Annotated in this window: 12 protein-coding genes; 6 read left to right on the plus strand and 6 right to left on the minus strand. The window is 67.0% G+C overall.

Annotated elements, in window-relative coordinates; translation table 11 throughout:
- The first annotated feature begins 15 nt into the window (after positions 1 to 15).
- The 4 genes from leuS to holA all read left to right on the plus strand — a co-directional run bounded on the left by leuS (position 16) and on the right by holA (position 6,841).
- Entirely contained in the window at positions 16 to 2,595 is a 2,580-nt protein-coding gene (gene leuS, locus MRBLWO13_RS13320; RefSeq protein ID WP_341974474.1) for a leucine--tRNA ligase, read from the plus strand.
- A gap of 254 nt (positions 2,596 to 2,849) precedes the next feature.
- Entirely contained in the window at positions 2,850 to 3,446 is a 597-nt protein-coding gene (locus tag MRBLWO13_RS13325) for a ComEA family DNA-binding protein (RefSeq protein ID WP_341974475.1), read from the plus strand.
- Positions 3,443 to 5,794 carry a ComEC/Rec2 family competence protein gene (locus MRBLWO13_RS13330; RefSeq protein WP_341974476.1) on the plus strand — a complete coding sequence of 784 codons (2,352 nt, stop codon included), beginning with the start codon at positions 3,443 to 3,445 and terminating at the stop codon, positions 5,792 to 5,794. Before MRBLWO13_RS13325 ends, MRBLWO13_RS13330 begins: the two co-directional genes overlap by 4 nt.
- A gap of 9 nt (positions 5,795 to 5,803) precedes the next feature.
- The gene (gene holA / locus MRBLWO13_RS13335; protein WP_341974477.1) at positions 5,804 to 6,841 is read left to right on the plus strand and encodes a DNA polymerase III subunit delta; all 1,038 of its coding nucleotides are present in this window, start codon (positions 5,804 to 5,806) and stop codon (positions 6,839 to 6,841) included.
- A 49-nt stretch (positions 6,842 to 6,890) separates the two neighbouring features.
- Here the strand turns inward: holA and rpsT are convergent, their stop codons facing one another.
- Positions 6,891 to 7,151, minus strand: a complete 261-nt coding sequence (gene rpsT, locus MRBLWO13_RS13340) for a 30S ribosomal protein S20 (RefSeq protein ID WP_341974478.1) — start codon at positions 7,149 to 7,151, stop codon at positions 6,891 to 6,893.
- A 259-nt stretch (positions 7,152 to 7,410) separates the two neighbouring features.
- Between rpsT and MRBLWO13_RS13345 the strand changes: the two genes are divergently transcribed.
- Positions 7,411 to 8,793, plus strand: a complete 1,383-nt coding sequence (locus MRBLWO13_RS13345; protein WP_341974479.1) for a GH1 family beta-glucosidase — start codon at positions 7,411 to 7,413, stop codon at positions 8,791 to 8,793.
- Positions 8,794 to 8,798: 5 nt separating this feature from the next.
- A complete protein-coding gene (locus MRBLWO13_RS13350; protein ID WP_341974480.1) occupies positions 8,799 to 10,019 on the plus strand; it encodes an MFS transporter in 1,221 nt (406 codons plus the stop codon).
- On the opposite strand, the gene MRBLWO13_RS13355 is transcribed toward MRBLWO13_RS13350, so the two are convergent.
- From MRBLWO13_RS13355 to MRBLWO13_RS13375, 5 genes are all read right to left on the minus strand, one after another.
- Positions 10,014 to 10,748, minus strand: coding sequence for an alpha/beta hydrolase (locus tag MRBLWO13_RS13355; protein WP_341974481.1), 735 nt, complete (start codon positions 10,746 to 10,748; stop codon positions 10,014 to 10,016). The two genes, MRBLWO13_RS13350 and MRBLWO13_RS13355, sit on opposite strands and share 6 nt — an antisense overlap.
- Before the next feature lie 70 nt (positions 10,749 to 10,818).
- Entirely contained in the window at positions 10,819 to 12,531 is a 1,713-nt protein-coding gene (locus MRBLWO13_RS13360; protein WP_341974482.1) for an ABC transporter family substrate-binding protein, read from the minus strand.
- 117 nt (positions 12,532 to 12,648) lie between these two features.
- On the minus strand, positions 12,649 to 14,580 hold the full coding sequence (locus tag MRBLWO13_RS13365; protein WP_341974483.1) for an ABC transporter ATP-binding protein: 1,932 nt from the start codon (positions 14,578 to 14,580) through the stop codon (positions 12,649 to 12,651).
- Entirely contained in the window at positions 14,577 to 15,482 is a 906-nt protein-coding gene (locus MRBLWO13_RS13370; RefSeq protein WP_341974484.1) for an ABC transporter permease, read from the minus strand. Before MRBLWO13_RS13370 ends, MRBLWO13_RS13365 begins: the two co-directional genes overlap by 4 nt.
- Before the next feature lie 20 nt (positions 15,483 to 15,502).
- A complete protein-coding gene (locus MRBLWO13_RS13375) occupies positions 15,503 to 16,486 on the minus strand; it encodes an ABC transporter permease (protein ID WP_341974485.1) in 984 nt (327 codons plus the stop codon).
- Positions 16,487 to 16,524: the final 38 nt, after the last annotated feature.

Consider the following 16,524-nt stretch of genomic DNA (forward strand, 5'->3'; position numbering starts at 1 on the left):
GATTGGTCGTTTTCGTTGTCCGAGCACCAGCCTTCCTCCGCCGAGACCGTCGACGCGCCCGCTTCGGCGCACGACATCCAAGCCAAGTGGCAGAAGTACTGGGCCGAGAACGAGACCTTCCTCGCCGGCGGAGCCGAAGACAAGCGCCCGCGGCGGTACGTGCTGGCGATGTTCCCGTACCCCTCCGGTGACCTGCACATGGGCCACGCGGAGAACTACCTCTACTCCGACATCGTGGCGCGCTTCTGGCGGCACCGCGGGCACAACGTGCTCAACCCGATCGGGTGGGACTCGTTCGGTCTACCGGCCGAGAACGCCGCCATCCGTCAGGGCGCGGACCCGCGGGAGTGGACGTACCAGAACATCGCACAGCAGAAGAAGGCGTTCCAGGCCTACGGGGTCTCCTTCGACTGGTCGCGTGTGCTGCACACGTCCGATCCGGAGTATTACCGCTGGAACCAGTGGCTGTTCCTGAAGCTGCACGAGCGCGGCCTGGCCTATCGCAAGAAGAGCCCGGTGAACTGGTGCCCGAACGACCAGACGGTGCTGGCGAACGAGCAGGTCGTCGACGGCCGCTGCGACCGCTGCGGCGCCGAGGTCGTGAAGAAGAAGCTCACGCAGTGGTACTTCAAGATCACCGATTACGCCGACCGCCTGCTCGACGACCTGAACCAGCTCGAGGGCTTCTGGCCGCACAAGGTGCTGCAGATGCAGCGCAACTGGATCGGCCGCTCGGTCGGCGCCGACGTCGACTTCCGTATCGAAGGTCGTGACGAGCCGGTCACGGTCTTCTCCACGCGGCCTGACACGCTGCACGGCGCGACCTTCTTCGTGGTGGCTCCCGATTCCGATCTGGCGGCCGAGATCGCCGCCGATGCTCCGGCCGACGTGCGCGAGCGCTTCCAGACGTACCTGACGCAGGTGCAGATGGAAACCGACATCGACCGGCAGTCCACGGACCGCCCGAAGACCGGCGTCTTCCTTGACCGCTTCGCGATCAACCCGGTGAACGGCGAGAAGCTGCCGATCTGGGCCGCCGACTACGTACTCGCCGACTACGGCCACGGCGCCGTGATGGCTGTCCCGGCGCACGACCAGCGCGACCTGGACTTCGCCCGAGCTTTCGACCTGCCGATCACGGTCGTCGTCGACACGACGGCGCCGATCACCGGTGCGATGCCGATCATCGAGGTCGATGACGAGGGTGTGCCGATCGACACCGGCGTGGCTCTCGATGAGCAGCATCCGTCCAGCACGGGCATCGCCCTCACCGGCGAGGGGCGCCTGATCAACTCGGGAGCCCTCAACGGACTCTCCAAGCGCAACGCGATCGCCCGCGCGATCGAGCAGCTGGAGGCATCCGGTACCGGGCGCGCCGCGAAGAACTACCGCCTCCGTGACTGGCTGATCTCGCGTCAGCGGTTCTGGGGCACGCCGATCCCGATGCTGCACGCCGAGGACGGCCGGATCATCCCGGTCGCCGAAGATCAGCTGCCGGTGAAGCTGCCCAGCGTCGAGGGTCTCGACCTGAAGCCGAAGGGTTCCTCTCCTCTGGGCGCCGCCGAGTCGTGGGTGCGCACGGTGGACCCGGCGACAGGCGATCCTGTGCTGCGCGATCCCGACACCATGGACACCTTCGTGGACAGCTCCTGGTATTTCCTGCGGTTCCTGTCCGCGAACAGCGACACCGTCGCCTTCGAGCCGGCCGAAGCGGATCGCTGGGCGCCTGTCGACTCGTATGTGGGTGGCGTGGAGCACGCCATTTTGCACCTGCTCTACGCGCGGTTCATCACCAAGGTGCTGTTCGACATGGGGTTGATCGACTTCACCGAGCCGTTCTCCAATCTGATCAATCAGGGCATGGTTCTCCTCGACGGCGCGAAGATGTCGAAGAGCAAGGGCAACCTGGTGCTCTTCGAAGAGGAGCTGGATGCACACGGTGCAGACGCCCTCCGCGTCGCGCTGGCCTTCGCCGGTCCCGTCGAGGACGACAAGGACTGGGCCGACGTCTCGACGACCGGTGCGCAGAAGTTCCTGGCACGCGTCATGCGGATCGCGCACGATGTCTCGAGCCCTGTCGACGTGGTGTTCGACGGCGGCGACGCAGCGCTTCGTCGCGCGACGCACAAGCTCCTCTCAGACGCGCCTGGGCTGGTCGAGCAGACCAAGTTCAACGTGCTCGTCGCACGACTGATGGAGCTGGTGAACCTCACCCGCAAGACCATCGATGGCCCGGCGAGCGCGGGAGACCCCGCTGTGCGCGAGGCCGCGGAGACGATCGCCGTGATGCTCGACCTCATCGCGCCGCACACGGCGGAGGAGATGTGGGAGGCGCTCGGTCACGAGCCCTCCGTCGGCCTGGTGACGTGGCGTTCCGCCGATCCCGCGCTGCTCGTTGAGGACACCGTCACCGCGGTCGTGCAGGTGGGCGGCAAGGTGCGCGCACAGCTCGAGGTGCCCGCGCGTATCGGCGAGGCGGACCTCGAGGCGCTCGCACGCGCCGACGAGCGGGTGATCCGCTCGATCGGCGACAAGGAGATCGTGAAGGTCGTCGTGCGCGCCCCGAAGATCGTCAGTTTCGTCGTCAAGGGCTGAGGCTCGTCTCTCACGTTGGTACTCCCACGGGACGCCGACCGGTCTTGTGCCCCGGATCAGGACGTTCGCCCCAGATCAGGACGTTTCCGCCTGAAACCTCCTGATCTGGGGACGTCCTCCTGATTTCAGGCAGCTCGATGGCCCGTGCGGCACGCGCTTCGTCTTCGTCTGCACATCACGACGGCGCGGTGACCTTTCCACCGATGGCGGCATCGTCCTCTTCAGGCGCGGACGCTCCGGCTTAGCGTTACCGGGTGACAGCGACTGAGTCGGCATCCGGGAGCAATGCCCGGCGACGGCTGAGCATCGGCGCGGCCGTGGTGCTGGCGCTGGTCGTGCTCTCCGGCGCCGTGGGCATGGGAATCCTGCGCGGCCAAGCGGCACCGGTGGAATCGCTGCCGGTCGCCGGTGACGGGGATGCGCCCGACGTCGCCGGCGAGCTGTACGTGCACGTGCTCGGCGAGGTCGAGAAGCCCGGGCTGTACCTTCTCGACCTGGATGCGCGACTGGTCGACGCGCTGGCCGCAGCCGGTGGCACCACCGAGGCGGCCGACCTCCAGGCGGTCAACCTGGCGCGCGTGGTGGCGGACGGGGAGCAGATCATCGTTCCGCCGATGGGGGAGCCCGGTGCCCCACCGGGGGCGGCGCCACCGGGAGACGCGCGGATCGACCTGAACGCGGCCGACCAGGCGGCGCTCGAGACGCTGCCGCGGATCGGTCCTGCGCTGGCGCAGCGGATCATCGCGTGGCGAGATGAGAACGGGCGGTTCCAGTCCGTCGATGATCTTCTCGCCGTGCCGGGGATCGGCGAGAAGATGCTCGCGGGCCTGCGCGAGGGGGTGCGCGTGTGAAGGCGCGCGAGCTGCGTCTCGTGCCGCTCGCCGCGGCCGTCTGGGGCGCCGCGCTCCTCTGCGTGCTCCTGCCGCAAGTGGTATGGGGGTGTGCCGTCGTGTGCGGGATGCTCGCGCTGACGCTTCTCGGGCTGCTCACCGCGCGGCAGCGTGGACGAACCGAGCTCGTCCGCGGAGGTCTCGCGGTCGTGCTGCTCGCGTCCGCGGCAGCGACAGCGGTGGCGGTCGGCTTCGCGGCGCCATCGCGAACCGAGGTCGCGGCGCACGACGGCCGCGTCGTCGAGGTGTTCGCCGAGATCAGCTCGTCGGCATCCATCGGCCAGGACGGTCGGCTCTGGTTCGACGCACGCACGACCCGCGCAGGACCGCCCGATTCCGCGACGCCGGCGTCCGCATCGGTGCGCATCGGCGTCGATCCCGGCGACGGCTTCGACCTCGGCGCCCGCATCCGTGTGGTGGGTGAGGCGATGGCGACGGACGCCGGTGAACGCGCCGCATTGATCGTCTTCGTGAGTGAGGCAGAGATCATCAGCCCGGCATCCGGAGTGTTCGGCGTCGCTGCCCAGGTACGACACGACTTCATCGAGCGCTCGGTGCGCTTGCCGGAACCAGGTGCCGGACTGCTTCCTGGACTCGCGGTCGGCGACACCCGGGCGGTGCCGACGGACCTCAATGACGACATGCGTACGAGCGGCCTGAGCCATCTCACCGCCGTGTCCGGCGCGAATTGTGCGATCGTCGTCGGTGCCGTGTTCTGGCTCACGGCGCTCTGCCGCGGTGGACGTACGCTGCGCGTCGTGCTGTCGCTCAGTGCGCTGGCTTCGTTCGTCGTGCTGGTCACGCCCGAACCGAGCGTTGTCCGGGCAGCGGTGATGGCCGGGTTCGCGATGCTCACCGTGCTTCTCGGCCGGCCGAGCGCCGGGAGCGGGGTACTTGCGGTCTGTGTCGTCGGGATACTGCTGGTCGATCCGTGGCTGGCGGCCACGCCGGGGTTCGCGCTGTCGGCGGCGGCCTCGGGCGCCCTGATCGTGCTGGCGCGCCCGCTGGCCGCAGGTCTTGGCCGATGGATGCCGGAACCTCTGGCGCTGGCCATCGCCGTGCCGCTCGCTGCGCAGCTCGTCTGCGGGCCGATCATCGCGCTCTTCGCCGAGCAGCAGTCGCTGATCGGCCTCGCGGCGAACCTTCTCGCCGCTCCGGCGGCGCCGCTGGCGACCGTGATCGGGCTGCTCGCATGTCTCGCCGCTCCGGTGCCCGCGCTCGCGGATCTGCTCGCAGCATCCGCCTGGCTGCCCGCCGCCTGGATCGCGTCGACCGCCACCACGACGGCGCAGTTGCCCGGCGCGCAGGTGCTCGTCGTCCCCGGCCTCGGAAGCTCCCTGCTCGTGGCCGTCCTCAGCGCGGCGCTGGGGCTCGTGATCATCCGCCCCGTTCAGGCGCCGGCGTTCCTGCGGCGGCTGCGCGCAGGGGCATTCGCGGTGGTCGTCAGCACGCTGTCTCTCGCCGGCGCGCATCTCGTGCTCACCGGGCCGCTCGTGACGGCGACCACGCCGGATGGATGGTCGATCGCCGCATGCGACGTCGGTCAAGGAGATGCCCTGCTGGTCCGTTCCGATGACGAGGTCGCCCTCATCGACACCGGCCCTGAAGCTGCCCCGCTGGCGGCATGCCTGAGCTCGCTCGGCATTGAACGTATCGATCTGCTCGTGCTCACGCACTTCGATCTCGATCACGTGGGTGGTGTCGATGCCGTGCGGGGGCGCGTGGAAACCGTTCTGCACGGTCCGATCGGGGAGGAAGCGGATCAACGGATGTTGAACGATCTGTCCGCCGCCGGTGCGACAGCGGTCGACGCTGCGACCGGGATGCGCGGAGAACTCGGCACCGCATCGTGGCGTGTGCTGTGGCCTCGGCCGGGCTCGGCGGCGTTCCCCGCGGGCAACGACGCCAGCATCGTCTGGGAGATCAGCGGAGGCGATGTGCCCCGTGCGATCTTCCTCGGGGACCTGGCGGCGACACCGCAGCGGATGCTCGTCGCATCGGGTCAGATCCGCGGCGCGTACACCGTGGTGAAAGTGGCCCATCACGGCAGCGCGGATCAGGACCCCGGGCTGTACGAGGCGCTGGGACCGGTGGCAGCCCTGTTCAGCGCGGGAGCGGACAACGACTACGGGCATCCCCGACAGGAGACCATCGACATCCTCGACGCAGTCGGCGCTCACATACTGCGCACCGATGAGCAGGGGCGCATCCTTCTCGGGTTGCGCGACGGCGAGCTGGAGGTGTGGACGGAGCGGAATGCGGGCGAAGAGGGGGCAGTCACCGGATCGAGCGTCGGCGACCCCGGGTAGGCTGGCAGCATGGCTGCTCCGCGTTCCTCGTCCCGTGGCGGCGCGAAGCCGACGAAGGTTCCCCAGGTGTCCTGGCGAGAGCCGCGACCGGCCCCACTCGTGCTCGTCTCGGGTCCTGAGGAGATCTGCGCCGAGCGTGCGATCGCCGGTGTCCGGGACTATCTGCGCGCCGAGGATCCGGCCCTCGAAGTCAGCGATATCCGTGCCGATGACTACGCTCCTGGCACTCTGCTCGCACTCGCGTCCCCTTCGCTGTTCGGCGAGCCGCGACTCCTGCGGGTCTCGGGCGTCGAGAAATGCTCAGACGCCTTCCTGCAGGAGGCGGTGTCGTACCTCGAGCAGCCTCAGGAGGGTGCGACCATCGTGCTCCGGCACACCGGCGCGAGTGTCCGAGGGAAGAAGCTCCTCGATGCGCTTCGTGCCGGTACCGGTGGCGGCATCGAGATCGCCTGCCCGGCGATCAAGCGCGACAGCGACCGTGTCGACTTCGCTGCGGGCGAGTTCCGCACCGCCAAGAAGCGCATCGCCCCGGCGGCCCTTCGCGCCCTCGTCTCCGCCTTCGCCGACGACCTCACCGAGCTCGCCGCCGCATGTCAGCAGCTCATCGGTGATGTCGAGGGTGACATCAGCGAAGACGTCGTCACCAAGTATTACGGTGGCCGTGTCGAGGTGTCGGCGTTCGTCGTCGCCGACACGGCGATCGCCGGACGCTATGGCGAGGCGCTGATTTCGCTTCGGCACGCCTTGGCCTCCGGTGCCGATCCCGTGCCGATGGTCGCGGCCTTCGCGATGAAGCTCCGCACTATGGCTCGTGTGGCCGGAAACCGCGAACCCAGCCGGCAGCTCGCGCAGCGCCTCGGCATGAAGGATTGGCAGGTCGATCGCGCGCGCCGCGACCTGTCCGGCTGGAACGAGCGATCGCTGGGCATGGCGATCCAGGCGACCGCGCGGGCAGACGCCGAGGTCAAGGGCGCCGCGCGCGATCCGATCTTCGCCCTCGAGCGCATGGTGACGGTCATCGCGACCCGCCAGCCGTTCGGGGAATGAAGAAGGCCCGCACCGTGAGGTGCGGGCCTTCTTCAGAAAAGGTTCAGGCTCAGAGAGCGGCGACCTTCTTGGCGATGGCCGACTTGCGGTTCGCTGCCTGGTTCTTGTGCACGACGCCCTTGCTGACGGCCTTGTCGAGCTTGCGCGTAGCCGTCTTCAGGGCGGCCTCGGCAGCAGCCTTGTCGCCGGTGGCGACGGCCGCGCGAGCGGTGCGGATGACCGTCTTGAGTTCGCTCTTCACGGCCTTGTTGCGCTCGTGAGCCTTGTCGTTGGTCTTGTTGCGCTTGATCTGCGACTTGATGTTTGCCACGTGTGGACGCTTTCTGTACAGGTGTGTGATGGAATGCCGGCAACAGAAGAGGGCTGGTGCACAGCGGTCGTGAGGGAGAGAACCCACACGCAAGCCAAGAGTCGAGTCTATCAGCAGTCGACCGGATAGCGCGAAACGATGCCGTGAGGTCGCTGCAGGATGCCGAAACACGGGAGATTCGTCACGATACCCAGTCGCGCTGAGAGCGGTACCGGGTACAGAATCAGCAGTGTCCCCGACACCGACGTCAAGGAGCGAGATGCTTTCCGATCCCACCCGGCTGGTCTTCCCGCCCCACTTCCGCTGGTCCACGGCGACCTCGGCCTTCCAGATCGAAGGGTCTCGCAGCGCGGACGGGAGGGGGAGGTCGATCTGGGACGACTTCGTGGACGTGCCGGGGGCCGTGAAGGACGGCTCCAAGGCCGAGCCCTCCTGCGACAGCTACCGACACCCGGAAGCCGACATCACGCTCGTCGCCGGCCTCGGCGTGGATCACTACCGTTTCTCGATCCAGTGGGCACGAGTGCAGCCGGACGGCGCCGGCCCCGCGAACGCCGCGGGGCTCGATCACTACTCCCGCTTCGTCGACGCGTTGCTCGAAGCCGGCGTCGCCCCTTTTCCCACGCTGTATCACTGGGAGATGCCGAGCGCGGTGGAAGCGGACGGCGGTTGGCTCAACCGCGACACGGCGGAGCGCTTCGCCGACTACGTGGCACTCGTCGCTGACCGCCTCGGCGACCGGGTGCCGCAGTGGTACACGCTCAACGAACCGGCGATGACGACTCTGCAGGGCTACGCGACCGGGGCGCTCGCTCCGGGGAAGCAGCTTCTCTTCGGCGCCCTGCCGACCGTGCACCACCAGCTGCTCGCGCACGGCCGGGCAGCTGAGGTGCTGCAAGGTCGCGGTGCCCGTCGGGTCGGGCTGGTGAACAACCACACATGGGTGCTGCCGCTGCACGATACCGACCAGGATCGTGCGGTCGCCGCGGTGTACGACACGATCCACAACCGGATCTTCAGTGAGCCGCTTCTCGACGGTTCCTATCCCGATCTCGAGGCGCTGGGACTTCCGGCCATGCCGGTGCGATCCGGCGACCTGGAACTCATCGGCGGATCGATCGATTTCTACGGAGTGAACTTCTACAACCCGACAACGGTCACGGCGGCGAACGGTGAGAGCCCGATCCCGTTCGACATCGTGCCGACGCCCGGGGTGCCCGTCACCGGCTTCGGGCCGGAGTGGCCGATCATGCCGGAGGCGCTGCGCGATCTCCTCATCGACCTCCACCGCCGGCATCCGCAGCTTCCGCCGGTGATCATCGGGGAGAACGGTGCATCCTTCCCCGAGCCGGAGAGTGCAGGGCGCGTCGAGGACGCCGACCGGATCGGCTACCTCACCGGGCACATCACCGCGGTCGCGGAGGCGATCGAGGCGGGAGTTCCCGTTACCGAGTACACGGTGTGGTCGCTCCTGGACAACTGGGAGTGGGCCGACGGCTACACGCAGCGGTTCGGTCTCGTGCACGTCGATTTCGCCACGGGGGAGCGCACCCGGAAAGCCTCATACGACTGGTATCGCGATTTCATCGCGGACGCCCGTGCGGGAGCATCCTCGGCTCGCGATGCGGAGGTCGCACAGTGAGCGCGGTGAGCACCGCGACGCGCGTCGGCTTCCGATGGATGTCGTTGTTCTCCCTGGCCTGGCTGGCGATCTGGACGGTTCAGCTCACGCCAGTCCAGCTGCTTCTTCCGCTGCAGCTGGACACGACCGAGGGTGACTGGATCACCGGCGTCGTCTCTTCGGGAATCGTGCTCGGGATCGGCGGTCTCGCCGGAGTCATCGCCGGACCCGTCGCCGGAGCTCTCTCCGATCGGGCCCGCGCCGGGCGGCATCGACGACGTCCCTGGGCCCTGGGTGGCGTCTGGCTCACCGCCGTCTGCCTTGTCGTCACGGGATTCACCGAAGGGCCCTGGGCGGTCGGCGCGGCGTGGATCGGCGTGTCGGTCGGTGTCGCCGTCTCGTCTGCGGCCTTCACAGCGCTGATCGCCGATCAGCTTCCCGTGACGCAGCGTGGCGCCGCCTCCGCCGCGGTCGGATCCAGTCAGGCGGTCGGAATCGTCTTCGGGGTGGCTCTCGTCGTTCTGCTGGGGCTCGACGTGCTCGCCGGATACCTGCTGCTTGCGGCAATCATCGCGGTGATCGGGACGGCCGCCGCGCTGCTGCTGGCGGACCCGCCCTCGACCGCGGAGATGCGGCCGCCGCGCGCAGCCGGACGCCGGCTGGCGTCGCTCCGCGACCGCGATTTCGCCTGGATGCTGTCCGGCCGACTCGTCACGAACATCGGGAATGCGCTGGGGACCGCACTCTTCCTGTTCTTCCTGCTGCACGGTCTGAACCAGCCGAGTGCCGCGGCGCAGGACAACCTGCTGCTGCTGATCGTCGTCTACACCGTCTTCGTCGTGCTCGCCTCGGTGCTCACCGGCATCGTCTCGGATCGCACGGGCAATCGGCGGGGGCTCACCGTGGCCGCCACTGTCGTGCAAGCGGCATCCGGTGTGGTCATCGCGCTCACTCCCACTTTCGAGGCGACGATGATCGCCGCCGCGCTGATGGGGCTCGGCTACGGCGCCTTCTCGACCGTCGGGCTCGCCTTCGCCGCTGACCTGCTGCCGGATGAGCAGGATCACGCACGCGACCTCGGCATCGTCAACGTGACGGCGGCTCTCGGCCAATTGATCGGTCCCGTGCTCGGTGCCGCGCTGGTGGCGCTGGTCGGCGGGTTCTGGCTGGTGTTCGTGGCGGCGGCCGTCCTGTCTCTCCTCGGGGGCGTCCTCACCGCATTCGCGCGTCCGCGCGCGCGATCATGAAGCTGCAGCGACTCGCTGCTCGATCGTCGCCACAGCCAGCCCCAGCACGGCGTTGAACACCCCTGGGCGCATCGCAGTGACCAGGTGCGTCGATCGGGGCACGACGATGAGTTCGGCGTGCGGTGCGAGCCGCTGGAAGAGCGTCTCGTGCACGCGCAGCTGGTCGTACTGGCCGTTCACGTACCAAAGGGGCACGCGGATGCGCTGTACGGCGTCCGCGAGATCCAGCGACTCGAGGCTGCGCAGCGCGGCATCCTGCGCGTCGTACGCGTAGCCGCCGGCACCGAAGTGATCGCGCGTCTCGAGGGGGAGCGTTGCGGCAAGGACCCGCCTGGTGAGCCACGAGCCCCGACCGGGCAGCGCGTTCATGGCGCTCGCGAGCAGCCGATAGGCGCGCAGCGCCGCACCGCGCGGGAAGGCGGTGCAGGAGGCAGCGACCACACCAGCGATCGGTGGCGGATCCGCCGAGCCGGCGGTCGCCAGGCAGAGCAACCCGCCCATCGAATGCCCCACCAGCAGCACTGGACCGTCGAGTGCTGCCTTGCGTACCGCGGCATCCACTGTTGCCAGGGCCGCCTCGATGGTGAACGTCTCACCGAGTGTGCTGCCGTGCCCCGGAAGATCGAGGGCGACGGAGTGGATGCCCTGCTCGGTGAGGAACGCCTGTTGCGACAGCCACATCGTTCTGGACGTGCGGATGCCATGCACGAAGACGACCTGGATGCTCACAGGAGCCAGCATAAAGAACAGCGGGGCCGGTGGATGAACCACCGACCCCGCTGCGAATGTGCCAGAAGGCTTACTTCTCGTATCCCACGTTCTCCACCGGCGTGATGCCGAAGAGGTCGAGGCCCACGTAGGGCTCGGGCGTGAGGTTGGCGAGGCCGTTCTTGACGGTCCAGATCTCCGGTCCGTTGAACGCGGGCAGAACACCCCAGGTCTCGGCGAAGATCTCGGACTCGAGCTTCATCGCGGCCTTGGTCTGCTCGACCGGGTCAGAAAGCGACTCGACCTGCTCGTGGATCTTCTTGTCGATCGCCTCGGTGCCGGTGCCCGAGAGGTTCAGGCCACTGTCCGAGCAGTACAGCTGGCAGTACCAGGCAGCACCGAACGGGTCGGACGAGGTGAAGTTCAGGAAGAACATGTCCCAGTTCTTCGTCGTGAAGTCATCGGCGAAGTCAGCCGACGGACGCACGTCCACCGTCACCTCGACACCGATCTCCTTCAGCTGCGCCTGAACTGCGACCATACGAGCGCGTGCCGTCTCGGTGTCGCTGTGACCCGGGAACGTGATCGCGAGGCGGACGCCGTCCTTCTCGCGGACACCGTCTGCACCGAGCGTCCAGCCGGCGTCATCGAGGATCTTGTTGGCACCCTCGGTGTCGCCGTCCTTGCGGCCGGCCTCTTCCAGAGCGTTGACGTAGTCAGGCTGGAACGAGAACAGCGTGAGCGAGCCTGCGGGCTCCTCGGTGTAGTTGAGGCCGTTGAACACGATCTCCTTGACCTGCTCGAGGTTGATCGCGGACATGATCGCCTCGCGGACCTCGAGGTCTGCCAGGGCAGGAGTCTCGGAGTTCAGGATGAACAGCGCGTTCGCGGTCGCCTGACCACTGTAGGTCGTCACGCCCTCGAGGTCGGCGACCTGAGCGAGCAGCTCGGCGCTGCCGGTCTCGGCCATGTCGACCTCGTCGTTGAGCAGCGCGTTGACCGCAGCGGTCGGCTCCATCTGGATGAAGGAGACCTTGTCGAGGAGCGGCTTCTCGCCCCACCACTTGTCGTTCGGAACGAGCTCGACGACGCCGCCGTTCTTGTCGAAGTTGTCGATCGTGTAGGGGCCTGCGCCCCACTCCGGGTGCCAGTCGCCGATGAACGCCGTGTTGAAGAGCTCAGGCGTGTTCACCGCGGGGTGCAGCAGCTGCGAGTAGACCATCTCCGGCCAGGCGAACTCGCCCTTGAAGGTGACGATGACGTCGCGGTCGTTCTCGCCGGCCTCGACGGACTCGATTTCCTTCCAGCCGTCGGTGGCGTTGGGCAGGTAAGCCTCGTCCTCGCCGCTGTTGGCCTTCCAAGTCGCCTCGAACGCGGTGACGTCGATCGGCGTGCCGTCGTTCCAGACTGCCTTCTCGTTGACCTTGAAGTGCAGGACGGTCTTGCCGTCTTCGACACCGAAGCTGTAGTCGTCGAGGTACGCCGGGTTCGGCTTGATCGTGCCGTCCGGGTCCATCAGCAGCACCTGCGGGCGGAACCAGGTTCCGACCTGCGTCACGCGGGCGTCGCCGTCGCTGTGGAAGTAGTTCAGCTGCTCAGCGATGTTCGAGATCGGGATGCGAAGCTCGCCACCCTGCTTGAGGTTCTCGCGGGGCTGCGGGTTGTAGTCAGCGCCGGTGACGGTCTTGGGACCTTCGCCCTCGCCTTCGGTGCCGCCGCCGTTGCCTGCTGCACATCCGCTCATGACGAGTGCAAGGGCGCCGCCGAGAGCTGCAATGCCCATCAGCTTCTGATGCCGTTTCATGGTACTCCTTAGTGCCTGTCGGCCTTACTTGGGATAGAGGCAGGATAAGTCAGTGGAACTGCGGCTCACGCGCATGGGCACCGAATGTTATCGGACCGTGCACATTGTGCCGACGGCTCAGAGCGCAGTCGCCGCCACGGCGTCGAAGCCTTCGACGGGGAGGATGATGCGCTGACGCGTGCGCTCGATGTCCGGATCGGGAATCGGGATCGCCGAGAGCAGTGCCTTCGTGTACGGGTGCTGAGGATCGTCGAAAACCTGATCCACGTCTCCGTACTCGACGAAGTCTCCCTTGTACATCACGGCGACGCGGTCGGCGATGTGACGGACGACGGCGAGATCGTGCGCGACGAAGAGGTACGACAGGCCCAGCCTCGCCTTCAGTTCGTCGAGGAGGTTGATGACGCCGGCCTGGATCGACACGTCGAGCGCCGAGACCGGCTCATCGAGCACGATGACCTTGGGGTTGGTGGAGAGGGCACGCGCGATGCCGATGCGCTGGCGCTGTCCGCCGGAGAACGCGGTCGGGAACCGGTCACTGTGCGCGGGGTCGAGTCCGACGAGCCCCATCAGCTCTTCGACCCTGTCCTGCACGTCGTCCTTGTCCATGCCGATGGCGAACATCGGCTCGGCGATGATGTCCCACACCGTCATGCGCGGATCCAGCGCCCCCATCGGGTCCTGGAACACGATCTGGAGGTTGCGGCGCATCTCGCGCTCCTCGGAACGCGACCGGATGTCGGCGACGCTCTTTCCCGCGATGCGGATATCACCGTCCTCCTGCTTGACGAGGTCCATGATCTGCAGGAGCGTCGTGGTCTTTCCGCTGCCGGACTCGCCGACGATGGCGAGGGTCTCGCCCTCGCGGACGTCGAAGCTGATGCCCTTCACGGCATGGACCTCGCCGACCTTGCGCTTGAGGAACGCACCCTTGGTCAGCGGGAAGGTCTTCGTGACGTTGATCGCCTCGAGGGTGATCGGGCGCTGTTCGCGGGGGAGTCGGCTGAGCGGGCTCTCCGGGATCTCGGGGAGGGGGAACACTGGCAGGCCGCCGATCAGGCCGCCGTCCACGATGTCATGTGCACGGATGCATGCCGCGGTGTGCGCCTTGTGGCCATCGGTGACCACGGGCAGCAGCTCGGGCTCGCGCTGACGGCAGGCGTCGATGGCGATCGGGCAGCGATCGGCGAACGGGCAGGCGTCCGGAAGGTTGATGAGCAAGGGCGGGTTGCCCTTGATCGGGATGAGCGGAACCTTCTCGGTCTTGTCCACGCGCGGGATCGCGCCGAGGAGGCCGATCGAGTACGGCATCCGCGTGTGGTAGAAGAGCTCGCGCACTTCCGCATGCTCGACGGGCTTGCCCGCGTACATCACCAGAACGTCGTCTGCGGTCTTGGCGACCACGCCCATGTCGTGCGTGATCATCATCATGGCGGCGCCGGTCTCCTCCTGCGCCTTGTCCATGAGGTCGAGGATCTGCGCCTGGATGGTGACATCGAGAGCAGTGGTCGGTTCGTCGGCGATGATGAGCTTCGGGTTGTTCGCCATCGCGATCGCGATGACGACGCGCTGGCGCATGCCGCCCGAGAACTCGTGCGGGAACGACTTCATCCGCCGGTCCGCTTCGGGGATGCCGACGAGCTTCAGCAGTTCGACGGAGCGGTCCCACGCCTCCCGCTTCGACAGGCGCCGGTGCACGGTGAGCGCTTCGATCAGCTGGTCGCCGATGGTGAACACCGGGGTCAGCGAGGTGAGCGGGTCCTGGAAGACCATCGCCATGCCGTTGCCGCGGATCATCGAGAGCTGCTTGTCGGACTTGCCGATGAGCTCCTGACCGTCGAACACGATGGAACCGGTGACCTTGGCGTTCTCGTCGAGAAGCCCCATGATCGCGAGCGAGGTGACGGACTTGCCCGAGCCGGATTCGCCGACGATGCCCAGTGTCTTGCCGGCTTCGAGGTCGAAGGAGACGCCGCGGACAGCGTCGACTCGACCGGCTTCTGACGGGAAGCTGACTCGCAGGTCCCTGACGGAGAGAACAGTACTCATGCGCGACCTCCAGCCGCCGAGGTCGGATCAAGTGCATCGCGCAGACCATCGGCGATGAGTGCCATCGACACGGTGAGCATCGTCAGTGCTGCGGCGGGGAACACGAACAGCCACGGAGCGCTGGCGAGCGTGCTCGAGCCGTAGCCGATGAGCGCGCCGAGCGACACATCGGGCAGCTTCACGCCGAACCCGAGGAACGACAACGCCGTCTCGGTCAGCACAGCCGACACGATTCCGAGGGTGAAGTTGATCACGAGCAGCGAACCGATGTTCGGAAGCATATGGCGCAGGACGATGCGGATGCCGGAGAGCCCGGCGTATCGGGCGGCGTGGATGTACTCGCGCTCACGGAGAGAGAGGGAGAGGGTCCAGATGATGCGCGCCGGCATGAACCAGCCGACCACGAAGATCATCACCAGCGAGATCACGAGCCAGTTGCCGCCGACGTCGTTCGAGATCATTGCGAGGATCAGGAAGTTCGGGACCACCATCATGAAGTGGATGACGATCAGGGTGACGCGCTCGTAGAGCTTGCCGTAGTAGGCGGCGGTGGCACCGACGATCGCGGACACCACCGTCGTACCGACGGCGACGAGCAGGGCGATCATCATGGAACGCTGCAGGCCGACCGCGACCTGGGCGAAGTTGTCGTTGCCGGAGCCGTTGGTGCCGAACCAGTGCTCGGCCGACGGCCCCTTGCGCAATGCGAGGAAGTCCAGGTCGGTGTGGCTGTACTGCGCGACGAGCGGGCCGATGATGGCGAACAGGACGAGCGCGGCAAGGATGAACAGCCCGAGGACCGCGCCGCGGTTGCGCATGAAGCGGCGGCGGTACAGCGTCCACATCGAGGTGCGCTTGCGCCGGGTCGGTGCGGCCGGCTCCTTGCTCAGTTCAGGGGTCATCCCCAGAGTCTCGATGGACATCAGCTCACCCGCACTCTCGGATCGAGGACCACCACGGCGATGTCGGCGAGGATGGCGCCGATGGCCGTCAGCAGAGCGCCGAATGCGGCGATCGCGACGGTGCCGTGGATGTCGTTGGTGTTCAAGGTCTCGAGGAAGTACTTCCCCATACCGTTCCAGTTGAAGATCGTCTCGGTCAGCACGGCTCCGGTGAAGATGAGCGGAATCGTGAACGCGACCTGCGTCGTCACAGGGATCAGCGAAGTGCGCAGTGCGTGCTTGCGGATCGCCTGCTGCTTGGTCAGGCCCTTGGCGCGCGCGGTGCGGACGTAATCGGCCTTGATGTTGTCCAGCAGAAGGGAACGCTGCAGGAAGTGGATTCCGGCGTATCCCGTGAGTACGAGACCCAATGTCGGCAATGTGACGTGTTGGAGCACGTCGATGAGGACGGGGAAGAACCCTTCGACGCCTTGACTGGCCGAGCCGGTGACGTAGAAGACACGCACGCCGACGAGGTTGTTGAAGCCGATGGCGAGCAGGACGATGCCGAGACCGGCAACGACGACTGGAATGTTCATCGTGACGATCGACGTCGCCTGACCGATCCGGTCGGCGAGCTTGTACTGGCGAGAGGCCGTGTACACACCCAGCGCGATACCGAGGATCGTGGTGATGATCGTGGCGCCCAGTACGAGCTCAGCGCTGACCCACATGCGGTAGGCGACCTGCTCGTTGACCGACTGACCGGTCGGCCCCAGGCCCCAGTCCCAGCGCAGGACGATGGCGGTGATCCAGTTCCACCACCGCTCGATCAGCGGCACGGTCTCGCTGAGGTTTCGTGGCTCCAGGAGGGCAGCGATCTCATCGGCTGTCTTCGGAGGGCGGCGACCGACGTAGTTGTTCTCGGGATCGAGGAAGTTCCAGGCGAGGAAGTAGGTGATGTTCGTCGCGATGACGATCATCAGTACCCACCCCACGAGGCGGCGCAACAGAAACTTGATCAAGGTAATGATTCTTTCTCGTTTACAGACGCGCTCGGGAT

Source organism: Microbacterium sp. LWO13-1.2 (genome assembly GCF_038397725.1).
Classification (GTDB): domain Bacteria; phylum Actinomycetota; class Actinomycetes; order Actinomycetales; family Microbacteriaceae; genus Microbacterium.

Bases quoted from the DNA above. Each gene is read 5' to 3' on its own strand.
- MRBLWO13_RS13365 (WP_341974483.1), bottom strand. From the start codon at position 14,580: ATGAGTACTGTTCTCTCCGTCAGGGACCTGCGAGTCAGCTTCCCGTCA.
- MRBLWO13_RS13370 (WP_341974484.1), bottom strand. From the start codon at position 15,482: ATGACCCCTGAACTGAGCAAGGAGCCGGCCGCACCGACCCGGCGCAAG.
- MRBLWO13_RS13345 (WP_341974479.1), top strand. From the start codon at position 7,411: ATGCTTTCCGATCCCACCCGGCTGGTCTTCCCGCCCCACTTCCGCTGG.
- holA (WP_341974477.1), top strand. From the start codon at position 5,804: ATGGCTGCTCCGCGTTCCTCGTCCCGTGGCGGCGCGAAGCCGACGAAG.
- MRBLWO13_RS13360 (WP_341974482.1), bottom strand. From the start codon at position 12,531: ATGAAACGGCATCAGAAGCTGATGGGCATTGCAGCTCTCGGCGGCGCC.